This is a genomic window from Nocardiopsis tropica (assembly GCF_042660575.1).
In the GTDB taxonomy this organism is placed as follows: domain Bacteria; phylum Actinomycetota; class Actinomycetes; order Streptosporangiales; family Streptosporangiaceae; genus Nocardiopsis; species Nocardiopsis tropica.
On record NZ_JBHSUF010000006.1, the window covers coordinates 191,139 to 208,131 of the forward strand.

15 protein-coding genes are annotated in these 16,993 nt (G+C 76.3%); all 15 read right to left on the reverse strand.

Features of this window, described 5'->3' with window-relative positions; all coding sequences use genetic code 11:
- Positions 1-71 precede the first annotated feature (71 nt).
- Positions 72-875, reverse strand: a complete 804-nt coding sequence (locus ACFQBR_RS11815) for a methyltransferase domain-containing protein (protein WP_267948720.1) — start codon at positions 873-875, stop codon at positions 72-74.
- Positions 872-2,488, reverse strand: coding sequence for a class I adenylate-forming enzyme family protein (locus ACFQBR_RS11820; protein ID WP_344183133.1), 1,617 nt, complete (start codon positions 2,486-2,488; stop codon positions 872-874). The genes ACFQBR_RS11815 and ACFQBR_RS11820 overlap by 4 nt, the downstream gene beginning before the upstream one ends.
- Positions 2,485-4,128, reverse strand: coding sequence for a CoA transferase (locus ACFQBR_RS11825; protein WP_378553217.1), 1,644 nt, complete (start codon positions 4,126-4,128; stop codon positions 2,485-2,487). The genes ACFQBR_RS11820 and ACFQBR_RS11825 overlap by 4 nt, the downstream gene beginning before the upstream one ends.
- Positions 4,125-5,732 (reverse strand): class I adenylate-forming enzyme family protein, encoded by a 1,608-nt coding sequence (locus ACFQBR_RS11830; protein ID WP_344183137.1) that lies wholly within the window; start codon positions 5,730-5,732, stop codon positions 4,125-4,127. The genes ACFQBR_RS11825 and ACFQBR_RS11830 overlap by 4 nt, the downstream gene beginning before the upstream one ends.
- Positions 5,729-7,078: a protoporphyrinogen/coproporphyrinogen oxidase gene (locus ACFQBR_RS11835; protein ID WP_344183139.1), complete on the reverse strand. Its 1,350-nt coding sequence runs from the start codon at positions 7,076-7,078 to the stop codon at positions 5,729-5,731. Before ACFQBR_RS11835 ends, ACFQBR_RS11830 begins: the two co-directional genes overlap by 4 nt.
- On the reverse strand, positions 7,075-8,058 hold the full coding sequence (locus ACFQBR_RS11840) for a UbiA family prenyltransferase (protein WP_344183141.1): 984 nt from the start codon (positions 8,056-8,058) through the stop codon (positions 7,075-7,077). Before ACFQBR_RS11840 ends, ACFQBR_RS11835 begins: the two co-directional genes overlap by 4 nt.
- On the reverse strand, positions 8,055-9,200 hold the full coding sequence (locus ACFQBR_RS11845; RefSeq protein ID WP_267948714.1) for a DegT/DnrJ/EryC1/StrS family aminotransferase: 1,146 nt from the start codon (positions 9,198-9,200) through the stop codon (positions 8,055-8,057). Before ACFQBR_RS11845 ends, ACFQBR_RS11840 begins: the two co-directional genes overlap by 4 nt.
- Positions 9,197-10,402, reverse strand: coding sequence for a DegT/DnrJ/EryC1/StrS family aminotransferase (locus tag ACFQBR_RS11850; RefSeq protein WP_344183143.1), 1,206 nt, complete (start codon positions 10,400-10,402; stop codon positions 9,197-9,199). The genes ACFQBR_RS11845 and ACFQBR_RS11850 overlap by 4 nt, the downstream gene beginning before the upstream one ends.
- An 88-nt stretch (positions 10,403-10,490) precedes the next feature.
- Positions 10,491-11,021 (reverse strand): EF-hand domain-containing protein, encoded by a 531-nt coding sequence (locus tag ACFQBR_RS11855; RefSeq protein WP_344183145.1) that lies wholly within the window; start codon positions 11,019-11,021, stop codon positions 10,491-10,493.
- Positions 11,022-11,180: 159 nt separating this feature from the next.
- Positions 11,181-11,651 carry a DUF6917 domain-containing protein gene (locus ACFQBR_RS11860; RefSeq protein WP_344183146.1) on the reverse strand — a complete coding sequence of 157 codons (471 nt, stop codon included), beginning with the start codon at positions 11,649-11,651 and terminating at the stop codon, positions 11,181-11,183.
- A complete protein-coding gene (locus tag ACFQBR_RS11865; protein WP_344183148.1) occupies positions 11,648-12,571 on the reverse strand; it encodes a Gfo/Idh/MocA family protein in 924 nt (307 codons plus the stop codon). Before ACFQBR_RS11865 ends, ACFQBR_RS11860 begins: the two co-directional genes overlap by 4 nt.
- Entirely contained in the window at positions 12,568-13,656 is a 1,089-nt protein-coding gene (locus tag ACFQBR_RS11870) for an Ldh family oxidoreductase (protein ID WP_344183150.1), read from the reverse strand. Before ACFQBR_RS11870 ends, ACFQBR_RS11865 begins: the two co-directional genes overlap by 4 nt.
- 44 nt (positions 13,657-13,700) lie before the next feature.
- The gene (locus ACFQBR_RS11875) at positions 13,701-14,981 is read right to left on the reverse strand and encodes a M20/M25/M40 family metallo-hydrolase (protein ID WP_344183152.1); all 1,281 of its coding nucleotides are present in this window, start codon (positions 14,979-14,981) and stop codon (positions 13,701-13,703) included.
- Positions 14,978-15,856, reverse strand: coding sequence for a sugar phosphate isomerase/epimerase family protein (locus tag ACFQBR_RS11880; protein ID WP_344183154.1), 879 nt, complete (start codon positions 15,854-15,856; stop codon positions 14,978-14,980). The genes ACFQBR_RS11875 and ACFQBR_RS11880 overlap by 4 nt, the downstream gene beginning before the upstream one ends.
- Positions 15,840-16,856 carry a Gfo/Idh/MocA family oxidoreductase gene (locus ACFQBR_RS11885; protein WP_267948706.1) on the reverse strand — a complete coding sequence of 339 codons (1,017 nt, stop codon included), beginning with the start codon at positions 16,854-16,856 and terminating at the stop codon, positions 15,840-15,842. Before ACFQBR_RS11885 ends, ACFQBR_RS11880 begins: the two co-directional genes overlap by 17 nt.
- Positions 16,857-16,993: the final 137 nt, after the last annotated feature.

Below are 16,993 nucleotides of genomic sequence, written 5' to 3' on the forward strand. Positions count from 1 at the left end.
CGCCCGGTGCCCCGGGGCGCGGAGGGGCGGCCCGCGGCGGCGGACGGCGCCGTCCGCCGCCGCGGCCCGGGTCATGCGGGGCGGCGGCCCCGCACGGAGTAGACCACGCAGGAGCAGGCCCGGAACGACGGGTCGTCCAGCAGGTCCCGCACCCGTGCCAGCCGCTCGTCCGTCATCCCCTCGCGCACGAACGCGTCGCGCAGGTGCAGGGTGTGGTGGCGGATCAGGCGGACCCCCGGGGAGCCGGCGTCCCACAGTTCCACGTGCGGCCGGGGGTCGACGCCGACCAGCCCGGCGCCGCGCATCGCCTCGGCGGCGTTCCTCCCCCAGGCCGGGTCGGCCCCGGCCCGGGTCATCAGCCGGATCTTCGCCTCCAGGAACTCCTCGTACAGCTCGCGGGCCCCGGCGTCGGGCATGAGCAGCGACGGCCCGTAGGTGATGTCGAACTCGTCCAGCTGCAGCACCCCGCCCGGCTTGAGCGCGCGCACGAGGCGGTTCAGGACCTCGATCCGCTCGGGCAGGTGCAGGAGCACCAGCCGCGAGTGGACGAGGTCGAAGGCCGCCTCCGGCAGGGGGTCCCGGGTGATGTCGTGCTTCCACACCTCCAGCCCCTCGGCCGGGGCGATGTGGTCGGGTTTGACGTCGGTGGCGACCACCCCGCCGCCGGGCGCGACGCGCCCCGCCAGCCAGCGGGCGACGCCGCCTCCGCCCGCACCCACCTCCAGGCAGCGCCACCCGGGTCCGACCCCGGTCTCCGCCAGTCTTCCGGTGGTCAGCGGGTCGTAGGCGGCGGCCAGGAACCGGTGCTGGTCACCGGCGTTCTCGTTGTGGTTGTCGAAGACGTAGCCGGGTCCGGCGGTGGCTGTGTCCGTCATCGTGGGCCTCCTGGGAGTACGGTCGGTCGGTCGCGGACCGCGTCGGCCGCGATCCGGGCCAGGGTGGACGTGCACACCTTCCCGGTCGGGCCGAGCGGCAGCGCGGGGAGGAACAGCACGTGCTCGGGCAGGGCGCGGACGTCCACGCCGTGCCCGTCGCGCAGGTGGGCGAGCAGTTCGCCGCCCGTGGGCGGGTCCACCCCCGGCAGGGGGCAGACGCAGGCGCACATGCGCTCGCCCAGGTCGGGGTCGGGTACCGGGACGCACTGCGCCTCGCCCAGGGCGGGGTGGGCGGCCAGGGCGCGCTCCACCTCGGCGGGGAAGAGGGTGACGCCGCCCCGGATCACCGTGCGGCGCAGGCGGTCCACGACCCACAGCGTCCCGTCGCCGTCCAGGCGGCCCGCGTCACCGGTGCGGACCCATCCGCCGGGGTCGCGCCGCTCGGCGTCGAGTGCGGGGTCCGCGACGTGGCACAGGGGCGTCATCGGTCCCCGTGCCCGGATCTCGCCGACCTCCCCCGGCGGCAGCGGCCGTCCCCGGGGGTCGCACACCCGGATCGCGGCGACGGCCGGGTCGGGGCGCCCGGCCATGCCCGGCTCCCACGCCCCGGGGTCGTGCGCGGTGTGGCAGTTGACCCCGTCGGTGGAGCCGTAGACGTTCACGACCGGTCGGCCGAAGCGGCGTTCGCACAGGTCGCGCACCTCCCGGTGCAGGGGCGCGCCGCTGGCCACGAGTGCCCGCAGCGACCCGGTGTCGGCCGCCTCCCCGACCAGCGCGGTGCGCCTGAGCATGGTGGGCACGCCGATCAGGTGGGTGGGGCGGTCCCGTTCGACCGAGCGCAGCACGGCCACGGGGTCGAACCGCCCCGGAACGACGAGGGTGGCCCCGAGCCGGACCAGGGACACGATGCCCAGCGAGCCGAAGGAGGAGGCCAGCGGCACCGGGATGAGGGCGCGGACGGGCCCGGCGCCCAGCACGGCCCGCGCGTAGTTGCCCCTCCCCCCGGCCATGGCGTTGTGCGAGTAGGCGACCATGGTCGGCTCGCCCTCGGATCCCGAGGAGACGAGGATGCGCGCGGGCGATTCGGCGTCGGGGCGCGCCGGCTCGGGCGCCCTGGCCCCCGCGAGGGGGCCGCCGGGGTCCAGCGTCCCGGCGTCCGCGCACCAGACCGGTGTGTCCGGCGCGTCGTCCGCGCGGGCGGGGGCGGTGACCAGGAGCGCGGCGCGGGAGCGTGCCAGCAGGGAGAGCACGTCGGTGCGGGAGCGCCCGTACGGGACCGGCAGGGCGACCGCCCCGAGCGCGGCGACGGCGAGTTCGACCGCGATCGCGTCCCTGCCGTCGGGCAGCAGGACCGCGACGACGTCGCGCTCGCCGCACCCCCTGGCGGCCAGGGCCGCGGCGGCCCGTCCGGCCCTGGCCGCGAGCCCGGCGCGGTCCACGCTTCCGAGGCCGTCCACGACCGCCTCGCGCGCGGGGTCCTCCCGCACCCGGTCGAGGAACAGGGAGTACAGGTCCCGGCCGGGGCACAGGCCCTCCGCGACCCACCGGGCGCGCTCCTCCGCGGGGACGAGGTCCGCCAGGACCAGCCCCGCCCCAGAGGTCCAGGCCGTCACAGGTCCTCCCCGTCCAGGGGGGCGAACGTCCACGGGGCGCGCGGGAGGGAGGCCCCGCCGACCGTCGTGAAGGCCCCCGGGAAGGCGTCGGCCGCCTCGGCCGGGCCTGCCACCGGCGGCGTGCCGGGGCGGGGCAGGTGGGCGGTGCCGCGCCCGGCCCACCGGAGCAGGCGCGCGGCGTCGACCAGCCCCGTCCTCGCCACCGCACCGGTCCCGGTGCGGGCGCGCAGCAGCAGGCCGGCCAGGGCCGCCTCGGCCGCGATGATGCCGCCGAGCACATCCGTGAGGGTGACCAGGGAGGGGGCGGCGGGCGCTCCGCCGACGGACACCAGGTCCGCGATCCCGCCGTCGGCCTGGACCAGGAAGTCGGTGGCCGGGATCCCCGGTCCGGGGTCCTCGCCGGCCCACCCGTCGGCGTGGACGTGGACCAGCCCCGGGGCGCGGGCGGAGAGGTCGTCCGCCCCCAGCCCGAACCGCTCGGCCCGGCCCGGCGGCCAGTTGTAGAGCAGGACGTGGCCGGAGGCCGCCAGGTCGGCGGCCGCGCGGCGGCCACCGGGGGTCTTGAGGTCCAGCCGGACCGCGTCCTTGCCCCGGTTGAGGGCGGCGAAGCGGGCGGAGAGGCCTCCGGCCAGGGGCGGGACACCGCGCATGGGGTCGCCGCCCGGCGGCTCGACGCGCACGGTGTCGGCGCCGAGGAGGGTCAGCAGCAGACCCGCCAGGGGCCCCTGGACCCGGTTGGTGGCCTCGACCACCCGCAGCCCTGCCAGCGGCCCCGTCCCGGAGGCCTGCCACGGCGGCAGGCCCGGACCGGGCTCCCCGCCGGCGCCGCGGAGCCGCCACGGCGAGGCGGGGCCCTCCCCGGCGACCTCGGACAGGGGGCGCAGCGGGACCACGCCCACCCCGCACTCCCGGCCGGTGTCGCGGACGACGGCGAGCGGCAGCGCCGCGAGGGTCGCGGACAGCGCGGCGGGCAGCGGGCACACGGCGGTGGCGAACCTGCGCTGGAAGGGCGCCCATCCGGTGGCGACCGCCCGCGCGGGCGCGCCCAGGGCCTCCCAGAACCGGAGCCACGCCTCGGGGTCGAGGGTCTCGATCTCGAACCGGACACCGTCGGCGGAGCGGAAGGGCGGCGGTTCGCCCTCCGCCGGGGCGGGCGGCGCCCCCCGCGCGGCGGTGGCGTCGGCGACGTACGGGGCGACCGCGAGGAGCGCCGCACCGGCCACGGAGACCGACGCCCGCAGCGCCGGTCCCCCGCGCAGCGCGCAGAGCACCGCCGCCGCCACCGCCTGCGCCGCGAGCACCCCGGCGCACACCGACGCGTGGTCGACGGGCAGGAAGCGCGGTCCTCCCCCGGCGAGGCCGTGCAGGTGCGCCAGGCCGCACGCGGCCTGGACGTCGCGCTCGTCGGCCAACGGCTCCGGGGACGCCGACCACACCAGGTCGCACCCGGCCCGGCCGCCTCCCGGACCGGTGAGCAGGTCGATCCGGCCCGCGGGGGCGCTCGCCGCGGCGGGTCCCCGCACGACCTCGCACCCCAGTGCCCGCAGGCGTGCCGCCGCGACGCGCACCGGTACCGCGTCGCCCGAGGCCAGGACCGCGGTCCCCGCCAGCGGAGGAGCGGCGATCGCCGTCGCGGTCACGTCCACCTCCCCTTCCCGGGGGCGTCGGGGCCCAGGCCGAGGCTCTCCCGCAGCGCGCCCCGGCGGACCTTGCCGGTACCGGTGCGCGGCAGGTCGCCCCAGGTGAGGACCACCGGTTCGGCCATCGTCGGCAGGTCGACGACGGCCTCCTTCCAGACCCCCGGGGCGAGGGTGCCGTCCTCCGTGGCCACGACCGGCACGGGCGGGCCGTCGGCGACCCCCAGCACGACGCAGTCCAGCGCCTGGGGGAGCCGTTCGTCGACGACGTCCTCGATCTCCAGGCAGCCGCCGTCGGACAGGGAGTCCACCTCCCGGTCCACCAGGCGGACCGCGCCGGTGCGGTCGACGGAGCCGATGTCCCCGGTGCTCCACCACTGGCCGACGAGCTTGGAGCGCCAGCGCCCCTCCTCCCCGACGTAGCCGAGGCACAGCGCGTCGGTGCGGCAGAACAGCAGGCCGGGCTCGCCCGCCGGGAGGGGGCGCAGCGTCCTCGTGTCGACGGCGCGCAGCCGGGTCCGACCGGGGACGGGCCGCCCCAGGTTGCGGGTGGTGGGGTCGACCCACTGCCTGCGGGCCAGCGACCGGCGGGTGAGGAAGCGGAAGGTCAGCGGACCCGTCTCGCTCTGGCCCCACCCCTGCATCCACACCGGCGCCCGCCGGCGGCTGGCGTTGAGGAAGGTGCGGACGGTGGACGGGTGCACGGCGTCGAAGGTGCTGACGAACAACCGCACGCGCCCGAACTCGTCGCCCTTCCCGTCGACGTGCCGCTGCCAGCGCACCAGGGTGGAGGGCTGGGCCTCCAGGGTGGTGGGCCGGTGGCGGCGCAGCGCGGGACCGGCCTCGTCCCAGTCGGGCGAGGTGATCAGCGAGACCGCCGCCGGGAACATCCACAGCACCCCGGCCGTCCAGGCCAGGGCACGTCCGTGGGCGTAGGAGAAGGAGGAGGCGACCGTGTCGTCGCGCCGGCTGCCCAGCACCGGCCACCGGTGCGACTCGAAGCCCGCCAGCCTGCGCAGGATGGTGCGTGTGGAGTGCACGGCCAGTTTCGGGACCCCGGTGGTGCCGGAGGTGTGCATGACGGCGAGCGGTGCGTCCAGGTGCGGACGGCGCGGCGGCGGCGCGGAGCCCCCCCGCACGTCGTCCGTGCACAGGGCCCGCTCGGCGCGGCCCCCCACCACCAGGGTGCGCGCGGCGTGGGCGGAGGGGTCGTGCCCCGCCCCGCGGGCGGCCTCCAGCAGTGCGGTGTCGGTGACCAGGAGCGCCGGTTCCAGCCTGCGGAGGAGGATTCCCAGGGTCTCGGGGGACAGGTGGGCCGACAGCGACGCGGGGACGGCGCCCAGGCGTGCGGCGGCGCAGGCCAGGAGCACGTAGTCCCAGTGGTTGCGCTTGGCGATGGCGACGCGGTCGCCCGGCCGCACCCCCGCCTCGGCGAACCAGCCGGAGACCCGGCGCACCAGGTCGGCGGCGGCCGGCACGTCGAGTTCGGTGCCCGCCTCGGGGGCGATGTCCAGGGGCCTGCTCAGCCGCACGGCGGTGGTGGAGCCGCGCGCCGCCAGGTCGTCGAAGAGGGTGCCCAGGTGGAGGGGTTTGCTCAGGAGTGTCATGGCGCCTCGGTCGTGATCGGTTCGCGGGAGGTGGTGAGCAGGGCCGACGTGCGTTCGGCGGCCGTGAAGGCCGAGGCGACCGCCCCCTCGCTGCACGGGCGCAGGGCGGTCCAGTCGCCGGCGTAGTCGACGGGGGCCAGGGGCCGGTCGGCGAAGGCGGGGCGGGCGGCCAGCGCCCGTGGTTCGGGCAGGGGCAGGCCGTGCCGGAAGCGGTGCACGATGGTCCTCCTCACGCGCTTCCCCACCCCGGGCATGAGGCGCTCGGCGCGTGCGGTGAGGCGCGCGCCCACCTCGTCGTCGGGTGCGTCGATGAGGTCGCGCGCCGCCTGCGGGGAGGCGACCAGGGACACCAGGCCGCGTCCCCTGGGCGCCCGGCCGGGGTGCTTGGCGTGGTCCGCGGTGACCACGGCGAGCACGGGGTCGTCGGGCACCAGGACGGCGAAACCGCGGCGCGCCCCGCGCGGGGCCGTCGGGGCGTCCAGCAGCAGGGACACCCGGAGCATGGGCGCGTATCCGCAGGCCTCCAGGTACTCCCGCTCGGCCGGGGGCGCCCCGGGGTGGAGGCGCAGGGCGACGGGGGCGGGCACGGCCAGGACGACGGCGCGCGCGGTCACCGCTCCCCTCGGGGAGTCCAGGCGCACCCCGCCGGGGGCGTGCGAGACACCGGTCACCGGGTGGCCGGTGCGCACGTCCAGCCGGGCCGCCAGCGCCCGGGGCAGCGTGTCCATCCCGTCCCGGTAGGTGCGCCAGGTGGCGGTGCTGCCGGAGGCGGCCAGGTGGGCGGCGAAGGGCGCGGCGGCGGCCCGTTCCGGCGGCCAGCCGAAGAACCCCGCGGCGAGCGGACCCAGGAGGCGGTCGCGCACCTGCGGGTGGTACCTCCGCAGGAGGTCGGCGACGGTCTCCTCCCCCAGCGCCGCCCTCTCGGGGCGGTCGGGGTCCAGCCCGGCGCGGTCCAGGCGCCGCAACAGGCGCGCGAGGTCGAGACGGGCCCTTCCGGACAGTCCCATGCCGGTGAGCAGCCCCAGGGGGCGTCCGGCGTGGGGGCGGGCGCGCCCGTTCCACCAGACCGCGAGGGCGTCGCGCACCAGGGGGACCGCCTCCGGGTCGGAGTCCAGGCCGGTGGCGCGCACGAGCCGCCAGGTCGCCGGGTAGGCGTCGGCCGAGGGGATCATCTCGGCGCCGGTGTCGACGAGGTAGCCGTCGGAGCGCAGTGTGCGCGTCCTGCCCCCCACGGCGTCGGCGGCCTCCAGGACCCGCACCGTGTGTCCGGCGGCGGCCAGCAGGTGCGCGGTGGCGAGCCCTGCGGGCCCCGCGCCCACCACCGCCGCGTCGAGCGGCGCGCTCACAGGGCGTCCGGCAGGAACGGGGCGAGCAGGTTGGCCCCGATGAGGAGCACGACCGCGGCCCGGTGCGTGTGGATGGCCGTGCGGCGCGCCCGCAGGATGTCGCCGAGGACGAAACCGGTGTAGAGCTGGGCGACCCGCAGGGCGATGACGGGCAGCAGGGCGACGGTGAACCACCAGGGGGCGATCCCGAGCAGGTGGGACCCGGTGACCAGCAGGGTCTCCGTCGCGGTGAGCGCGACGATGAAGGCCGTGTTGGCGCGCGGGGACACCCTCGCGGCGACGGTGACGCGGCCCGCGGCCCGGTCGCCCGCGGCGTCGTTGGTGTTGGAGTACAGGCCGAAGATCATCGGGCCGCCGCCGAACACCAGCGCCTGGACGATCACGAAGCCGTCGACGTGCCCGACGAGCAGGCCGTAGGGGACCAGGACCCAGCCCACCCCCAGGCCGCAGAGGAAGATCTCCTGGAAGCCCCGGTAGCTGAGCTTCAGCCCCCAGGAGTACTGGACCGACGCGACCAGGCACAGGGCCGCCCCGACGACGGCCCACAGGGGCCGGTGCGGGGCCAGCGCGACCACCAGGGTCCACAGGACGACGCTCGCGGCGGTCGCCGCCCGCCCGAAGCGGAGCGCCTGGGGCTCGGTGAGGGTCCCGTGGACCAGGGGTTTGCGGGCGAGTCGGCGCCGCGCGGCGTCGGAGCCGTAGTTGGCGGCGTCCGAGCCGTCACGGTAGCCGGTGACGTCGTCGAAGGAGACCATGGCGGCCACCACCGCCACCTCGGCCACCAGGACGAGCAGGAGGAACCCGAGGGTCTCGGCGCGCGCCCCCAGCAGGGGCAGCGTCATGGCGAACACCAGCGGCAGGCCGATGTAGTAGTCGACGATGTCGAGTTTGGCGAGCCTGGCGTAGGCGCCCGGGGTGGGCCGGGGCGCGGCGGGCGGCGCGGCGGGCGGCGCGGCGGGCGCGGTCGTGCGGTCGGTCATGGTTTCCTCCCGTGGGCGAACGCGCGCACGGCGGTGACCACGTGCTCGACGCGTTCGTCGGTCAGGTGCGGGTACAGGGGCAGGGAGATGTTGCGGCGCGCCGCGTCCCGGGCCCGGGGCCACTGCCCGCCGGGGCGGGCGTGGGGGGCGAAGGCGGGCTGCTCGGGCAGGGCGCGGGGGTAGTAGACGTGGGTGTCGATCCCTTCGGCGGCCAGGTGGTCCCGCAGCCCGTCGCGGTCCTCGCACAGGAGCGTGTAGACGTAGGGGAAGCGGCCGTCCCCGCCCGCGGGGGGCGCCGCGACCCCGTCCTCGCGCAGGTCGGCCAGGTGCTCGGAGTAGTACGAGCAGATGGCGTTCCGGCGGGCCACGCGCTCCTCCAGCCCCGCCAGGCGGTGCAGCTGGAAGGCGGCCATCACCTCGTCGAACCGGCTGTTGTGGCCGATGCGGTGGTGCAGGAACCGGTGGCGGCCGTCCTGGCCGTGGTTGCGCAGCATCCGCACCCGGTCGGCGAGTCCGGCGTCGGCGGACAGGACCACGCCGCCCTCGCCGGGCATGCCGAAGACCTTGACCTGGACGAAGGAGTACACCCCGGCGTCGCCCCACAGGCCGGCGGGGCGGCCCCGGAGCGTGCCGCCCTGGGCCAGCGCCGCGTCCTCGACGAGCCGCACCCCCGCACGGGAGGCCAGATCGCGCAGGCGGGGCATGTCGGCCATGACGGAGAACATGTGGGCGGGCATGAGGGCCCGGGTCCTGGCGGTGAGGAGCTGCTCGGCGTGGTCGGGGTCCATGGTCAGCGTCACGGGGTCGACGTCGGCGAAGACCGGGGTCGCGCCGCACGACAGGACGGTGCTCGCCAGGGGGGCGCAGCCGAAGGCCGGGACGACCACCTCGTCGCCGGGCCCGATGTCCATGGCGGCCAGGACGAGGGTCAGCGCCGAGGTCCCGCTGGAGCAGGCCACGACGTCGCCGGCGCCCAGGGAGTCGCGCAGGGCCTCCTCGAACCGCGCGGTGCGGCGCCCGAGGATGAACTTCTGCTCGGGGTCCGTGCCGACCTCGTACAGGGCCGCGAGGAGCGCCTCGCGCTCGGTGTCGAAGAGGTCGGGGGCGAAGAACGGGACGGTCCGCCCGGTGGCCGCGGTCATCGGGTCCTCCCGGCGAGGAAGCGCTCGATCTCGTCGCAGACCCGGTCGACCCGCTCCTCGGACAGGTCGGCGTACAGCGGCAGCGCGACGGCCGACCGGCACACCTCCTCGGCCCGGGGCAGGTCGCCCGGCCGGTGGCCCAGGTGGGCGAAGCACGGCTGCAGGTGCAGCGGGCGGGGGTAGTAGACCTCGGTGCCGACACCGGCGGCGTCCAGGTGGGCGACGAGGCCGTCGCGGTCGTCCACCTCGACGAGGTGGACGTACACCGCGCGCTCCTCGCCGGGCCGGGCCGCGGCGTCGCCGGGGACGGTCCGTACCCCGGGCAGGCCGCGCAACCGCCCGTCGTAGCGGCGCGACAGTTCGGCGCGGCGCCGGATGTCGGCGTCCAGGCGGGTGAGCTTGGCCAGCAGGACGGCGGCCTGGATGTCGTCCATCTTGCTGTTGCCGCCGACGACGACCGTCGGGTTGGAGATGCCGGGGAACTCGGCCAGGGTGCGCCCGGACCGGCCGTGGTGGCGCAGCATCCGCGCGGTTTCGGCGACGGCGTCGTCGTCGGTGAGCAGGGCCCCGGCGTCGCCGACGGCCCCCAGGGTCTTGGCGGGGAAGAAGGAGAGGACGCCGCCGGCGCCGAGCAGTCCCGCGTGCTTGCCGTGGAGGCGCATGCCGACGGCCTCCGCGCTGTCCTCCACCACGGTCAGCCCGTGGGCGCGGGCGACCCGGCCGATGCCCTCCATGTCGGCGAGCCGGTCGAAGAGGTGGACCGGCATGACCATGCGGGTGCGCGGGGTGACGGCGTCCGCGACCGCGTCGGGGGAGAGCCCGTACCCGTGCGCCTCGATGTCGGCGAAGACGGGGACGCCGCCGGCGTGCACGACGGCGGTGGCGGTGGCGACGAACGTGTAGGCGGGGACGATCACCTCGTCGCCGGGGCGCAGTCCTGCGGCGCGCAGGAGAATGACGAGCGCGTCGGTCCCCGAATTGACGCCGACGACGTGCCGGGCGCCGGTGTAGCGCTCCATTTCCCGCTCGAATTCAGCCACCATGGAGCCGTGCGAGAACTTACCGTCGTCCATGACGCGGACACAGTTCTCCTCGATCTCCGGCCACAGTCTTCGGAAGGTGTCCGACTGGTCGAAGAAGGGAATGCGCGAACGACCCCCGCCGCGTTCGCCCGCGGCGGGGGAGGAGAGTGCCGACTTCATTTCTTCCGTTCTGCGTGTGGGGGAGGGACCGGAGCCCGGCCGCGCCGTGGCGCGGCCGGGCCGGAAGGGGGACGGGACCCGAGGGGGGTCAGACGCCCAGGAGGGGGATGTCGTTCTTGCCGAGGTGGTAGTCGCGCACCGCGGCGACCAGCTCGGTGACGGTGAGGACGCCGTCGTTGTCGGTGTCGATCTCACCGAAGGCGTCGGCGGCCTGGGCGGTGCTCAGGCCGATGGCGTCGAACCACCGCTCCAGCTCGGTCGGGCTGATCCGGCCGTCGCCGTCGGTGTCGGCGATGGTCATGATCGCCTGGATGGTCGGCTGGAGGACCTCCGAGAAGCCGGCGTCGCCCTTGCTGACGATCTCGCTCTCGGCGGCCCGGACGAAGTCCTCCTTGCTCATCCGCTCGGTGCCCGCGGACCGCGCCAGGCGGTCGAACAGGCCGAGGTAGGCGCCACGGAGGCCCTCCGCGCCGGGGGCCGAGGCCTCGACGCCGAAGCGGCTGAGGATGCCCTCGACCTCCTGCTCGAAGTCCGCGCGCTCGATCACGCCGTTGCCGTTGTGGTCCCACAGGCGGAAGCGCTCTTCGAGGCGGTCGTTGGCCTTGACGGCGGTCGTCATCCGTTCTCCTTCAAGAGAATAGTTGGGAACAACAAAATGAATAACAAGGAGAAGGGGACTCGAATGCGATTCGAGAATCGCCTTCCCCCGACTCGAATATTACCGAGCCCGGGACCCCGGAAAAGCCAATCCGGGAAAATCATCGATGCTGCGTGAAATTTATTTCGGACATTCTTCGACATTTTCCGCGGACGGTGTCCGGAAGAGCTCGGCCACGGTCCGGGGGCTCCCCTGCCGGAACACCACCGGCTCCTCCGGTCGCAGCGCCAGCTCGCGCCCCGTGGGGGCCGGGTCCGCGTGGATGAGCACGTTGTAGTGGTTCGGCGTGTGGCAGGCGTCGAACCCCAGCACCACGCCCACCCGGCGCGGACCGATCCACACCTCGTCGCCCCGGTCCACGACGCCGGCGGCGGTGATCTCGGCGAACCCCAGGAACCCCACGCGGTCGATCCGGGCGCCCTCGGCGGTGTCGGTGTGGTCGGTGGCGACCAGCTCGTGGACCTCTCCCGCGCGCACGCACCGGCTCGCGAACGGTTCCAGCCGCATGCCGCGCTCGGTCCTGCGGTGGACCAGGACCTTGAGCAGGGTGGCGGCCACGTTGCGCTTGGCGCCGTCCTCGTGCGGATTCACCGGGCGGCCCTCTCCCCGAGCTCCGCCGCGCGGTAGGCCTCGCCGACCAGGCGCAGCGCCGACACCCCCGCGCCGTCGTCGGTCCGCCCTTCGCGCACCCGGCGCGCGAAGTCGGCGGCGATGCCCTCGTACTCGTGCCAGAGGGACTCCTTGAAGGCGGGGCGGCCGGCCAGCAGGTCGGCCGCCCACACCTGCCCGTCCGCCGTTCTCACCACCACGTCCTTGCACTCCCCCGGATGGGACCAGTCCAGCAGCACCCGGGCGCGGGCTCCCCCCGCGCGCAGGGCGACGTCCGCCCTCCGGTCCACCCCCGCGTCGTCGTACTCCACCCGGGCCCCGGTCACCTCGGCCCGGCCCAGCAGGGTCTCCACCAGGTCGAAGGCGTTGGGTCCGTTGTCGGCCACGCACCCGCCGCCGCAGCGGCCCGGATCCAGGTACCAGGTGTCCTCCCCGGCGTGCTCCTCGATCCGCTCCAGGTAGCGCACGGTCACCTCCGCCACCGCGCGCTCCCCGATCCGGTGACGCAGCGCGGCGAACCCGGAGTTGTACCGGCGGTGGAAGGCCGTGGTCAACGGCACCCCCCGGTCCCGGGACAGGGCGGCCAGGGCCTCCCCCTCCGCGAGGTCCAGGGCGAGCGGCTTCTCCGCGCACACCGCGACACCGGCCGCGAGGGCGTCGGCGCAGATCCGGGCGTGCGCGTCGTTGGGGGCTGTGACCACGACCGCGGCCAGGTCCGCCTCCGCCAGCATCCGCGTGTGGTCGGTGTAGCCCGCCGCCCCCGGCGGCGGGTCCGCGACCCTCGACGGGTTCAGGTCGCACACGGCCGCGAGCTCCCAGTCGGCGGAGGACGACAGCGCCGCCAGGTGGAACCGGGAGATGACCCCCAGGCCGACCACTCCCACGCGCAGGGGCCCCCTCATCGTCCCTCCCCCGCGAGCGCCGGCGCCGGGATCCCCGCCCGCGCGGCCACGTCCGCCAGTTCGGCGTACAGGCCGGCGGCCAGCGGCACCCCCGTGGCGCGGCGCTCCCGCGCCGTGCGGTGCTCGTGCCAGCCGGGGTAGCGCACCGGGTCGCCGGGGGCGGCCGGAGGGCACGCCGTCACCACGCCGAACAGCTCCTCGGCGTCGGCCGGCGCCCCCTCGCGCAGCGCGTCGGGGGCGATCGCCAGCATCAGGAAGCCGATGTCGTCGTCCCGGCCGGAGGGCCCGCCGTCCCCGGCCAGGGCGTCGGGGTCCGGGCCCCGCCCGGCGCCGGAGACCACCGCGGACAGCACCTCCACCAGCAGGCCGAGGCCGAAGCCCTTGAACCGCCCCGCCTCGCCGCCCAGCCACATCAGGTGCGCACGCCCGGCGTCGAACGCCGCCGGGTCGGTGACGGGGGCGCCGTGGTCGTCGCACAGCACCCCCTCCGGCAGCCGCCGGCCCTCGCGGGCGGCCTGCCGGACCCGGCCGGTGGGCGCCGCCGTGGTGCTCATGTCCAGCAGGAACGGCGGATGCGCACCGGCCGGGGCCGCGGCGCTGAGGGGGTTGGTCCCCAACAGGGCCACGGCCCCGCCCGGCGGCCGCGCGATGCGCTGGCGGCCGCAGTTGCTCGCGACCACGCCGATCATGCCGCGTTCGACGGCGCGCAGTGCGTGGTAGCCGGCGCAGCCCAGGTGCGTGGCCCCGCGTACCGACACCAGGCCCACCCCGTGCTCCCCGGCCCGCCGCGCGGCGAGGTCCATCGCCTCCGACGCGGCCCACAGGCCGAGGGAGCGCCGGGCGTCGAGCAGCACGGCGGCGCCGAGGTCGGCCAGCACGCGGGGCTCCGCGCCGGGGTCCGCCCTCCCCTCGTCGAGCAGGGGGAGATAGAGCCCGGCCAGGTTGGCGACCCCGTGGGAGTCCATTCCGGTGAGGTCCCCGTGGCACAGGGCGCGCGCCGCCTCCGCGGCCCGGCCGCGGGGCAGGCCCCGGCCGGCGAAGACCTCCGTGAGGAAGGCGAGCAGCGCGTCGTGGTCGACCGTCACGGTCGCCCGTTCCTGTGCCGGCGGTGACTCTGGGGAGAGGGTGGTCACGATCCTCCGTCGGTGTCGTCGGTGAAGGCGGTCAGGAGACGGGCCACCGTGTCGGCGTACCCGTCGAGGTCGCGGAGGCGGACGCGCTCGTCGTCGCCGTGCGCGCCGTCGGCGTCCAGGTCGCCCGGTCCCAGCACGACGGTGCAGGTGTCCGGGACGTCCGCCATCCAGATGGCGTCGCAGGTGAAGGCGGGTTCGCCGGCCGGCCAGGCGGGCACCCCTGCCCGGCGCAGCAGGTCGTGCCCCCACCGGTCGCGGTCGTCCAGGACCGGCAGGCCGCGCTTGGGCCAGTCCAGGCGGGTGAGGCGGCGCGCGTCGGCCGCGGTCCTGGCGAAGAGGGCGGTGTCGGCGAAGGCGGAGCCGAACTCCGCCAGCGCGGTGTCGAAGGCGCCCCGCACCGCCTCCTCCAGGGTCCTGCCGGCGCGGGCGTCGGCGTAGGACAGGTTGAGGAGCAGGTCGCCGGAGCCGTACACGCGGTTGTGCAGTGTGCCCGTGTGCAGCCCGGCCACGCACACCGCGCCGTTCCGGGCGTGGGCGTCCAGGGCGCGGCCCATGCGCTGGGCGAGGAACCCCAGCAGCACCGAGGCGTTGTGCCCGCTGTGGGGCCGGTCGTCCACGGCGTCGTCGCCGCGCACCGAGACACGGGCGGTCATCGAGGCCGTGGAGCGGGTGAGGAACCGTCCGGACGTGGGTTCGCAGAACACGTTGACGCGGCCGGTGTGACCCAGTCCGACCAGGGGGCGGGTGCCCAGGACGCCCATGGCCCCGCCCTCCTCCCCCGCGACCGCCTGGACGAGGACGGCGGTGTCGCGGCCCAGGGCCGGCGAGCGCTCCAGGGCGGTGCGCACCCCGGCCAGGAGCGCCACCGCGGGCCCCTTGGCGTCGACGGCGCCGCGGCCGCGGAAGACCTCGCCGTCGAAGGAGGCGGCGGGGCCGCCCGCGACGGTGTCCATGTGCACGTTGAACATGACCGTGCGCTCGCGCGGCACGGCGTCGGGGCCGAGCCTCAGGACCAGGCTGGGTTGACAGGCGAGGAACCCGGGGTCGGCGGCGGCCTCGCGCACCGTCTCGGGCACGCCGGGCGCCTCCAGGTCGGCGGGGTCGGCGGGGGCGTGGCGGACCACCCGGAACCCGAGCCGCCCGGCGGCGCGGGCGTAGTCGCGCTGGGCCTCCCACAACCGGGGCGCCGGGCCCGCGGCCCCGGTTTCCAGGGGGCCGGCCGTGGGGGTGGCCAGCAGCCGCATCAGCAGGGAGCGCTCGTCACCGGTGAGCGTCATCGGACCGCCTCCGCGCGCCAGACCCGGCGCACCGTCTCCTCCAGGGCCCGCCCGTACTCGACGAACCCGGCCGCGTCCCCCCGGCCGGGGTCGCCGCCGGTTCCCCGGAGGTGGGGGCGCAGGTGCAGGTGGGGTTCGATGGACAGTGCGCCCCGGTAGCCGTGGCCGGCCAGGATACGCAGGCACTCGTCCACCCCGGCCCGCCCCCGGCCGGGCAGCACGTAGGCGGTGTCCCCTCCGGGGGCGTCGACGGCGTCCTTGACGTGGACGTGGGCCACGTACTCCACGAGCGGGCGCAGCATCGCGGCGGCGTCGTAGCCGTGGGCGACGCCGTTGCCGGTGTCGAACAGCACCCGCAGCGCCGGGCTGTCGACGTGGGCCAGCAGGTCCAGGACGCGGGCGGCGTCCTCCCCCGCCCATCCGGCGCAGTTCTCGTGCGCCAGGACCAGGCCGGCGTCCTCGGCGCGGTCGGCCAGCACGCGCATCCGTGTGCGGACCACGCGCCCCCACCCGGGCTCGGCCAGGCCCCCGGAGGGGAAGGACATGATCCGCACCGTGCGCGTGCCCAGGACCGCGCAGCGCCGGGCGAGCACGTCCAGCTCGGCCAGGTCGACGGCGAAGTCCCCGGTGGCCGGCCGGGACCAGTCGCCGATCTTGGCGGCGACGGCGACCACCTCCACCCCGGCCGCGCGGATGCGCTCCGCGGCCCGCGCGAAGGCGGCGTCGTCCGTCTCGGCGACCGGCACGCCGTCCAGGGTGCGCAGCTCCAGCAGGTTCCAGCCGAGCGCGCGCACGGCGGCGATCTGGCCGGGCAGCCCGGGGGCGGCCTCGTCGCCGATCCCCGCCAGGCGGGGTGTCTCAGACGCGGACGGCACTGTCGGCCTCCCGGGGGTCGTCGGTGCGGGAGGAGCAGAGGTTCTTCGCCTCGGACAGCAGGCGGACGGCCTCCACGTGGACGGGCAGGTCCCCCCTGGCGCGCCGGGGCCGGGAGTAGCGGGTGTAGCAGGCGCGCAGGAACGCGGTGAAGGCGTCGTCGTGGAAGGCCGAGCGGGTGGGGGCCCGCCCCGGCACCGCCACCGACAGCTGGGCGGTGTGGTCGGCCTCGCTGCACGGGTAGTGGCCGGTCAGGACGACCTCGTCGAACTCCAGCACGATGCGCCGCTCGCGCAGCGGGGAGGTCAGGTCGGACTCGATCCGGGTGAGCACGCCGGTGTGGTGCACGAGGTCCAGGCGGGCGCCGCCCAGGCCCGGCAGGCGCGTCCCGTCGACGACCATGTCCTCCAGTCCGGCCGCGGCGACGTCGGCGCCTCCCGCGAGCGCCACGACCACGGCGAGGGCGTGGGGGACCTCGATGTCGAAGGCGGTGGGGTGCCCCGGCGACCCCAGGGACCTGGTGAACCGGGGCTTGTGCTGGAGCACCGTGATCGCGCGCAGCGCCCCGAAGGCGCCGGAGCGCCGGGCCGCCGACAGCCGCCTGCTCAACGCGCTGGCCGACCAGGGGGTGGAGACGGCGAGGTCGAGGTCCCAGCGGCGGCGCAGCCGCGCGATCGCGGCCAGTTCGACGAGGTCCAGGGCCAGCGGCTTCTCCACGATGATGCTGCGGTAGCCCAGGCGGGCCAGGGTTTCCAGCGGCTCCGCGCGCAGGTGGGGCGGGGTGCACAGGTGGACCACGGTGTCCCGCGGCGGGCGGCGGCGCGCCGCTTCCTCGGGGGAGGCGACCGCCAGGAGCCCGTCCGCCCCGGGACACAGGGGGTCGTGGCCCATCACCGGGCCCGGGGCGAAGAGGGAGGGGGCCGCCGCCCGCGCCTTGGCGAGCGACGGCAGGTGCAGCCCTCTTCCCGATCTGCCCAGGCCGACGATGAGGGTGTGCAGCATGGAGGGTGCGCGCCTTTCCGTTCGCCGTCATCCTCGTTCCGCGCCCTTCCGGACGGGCGGAACCATCGAACGGAGACCCAGCGTGGAGCACCACGGAAAAAGCGTCAAAACGCGAAACCTCCACCCGCGTCCCAAAC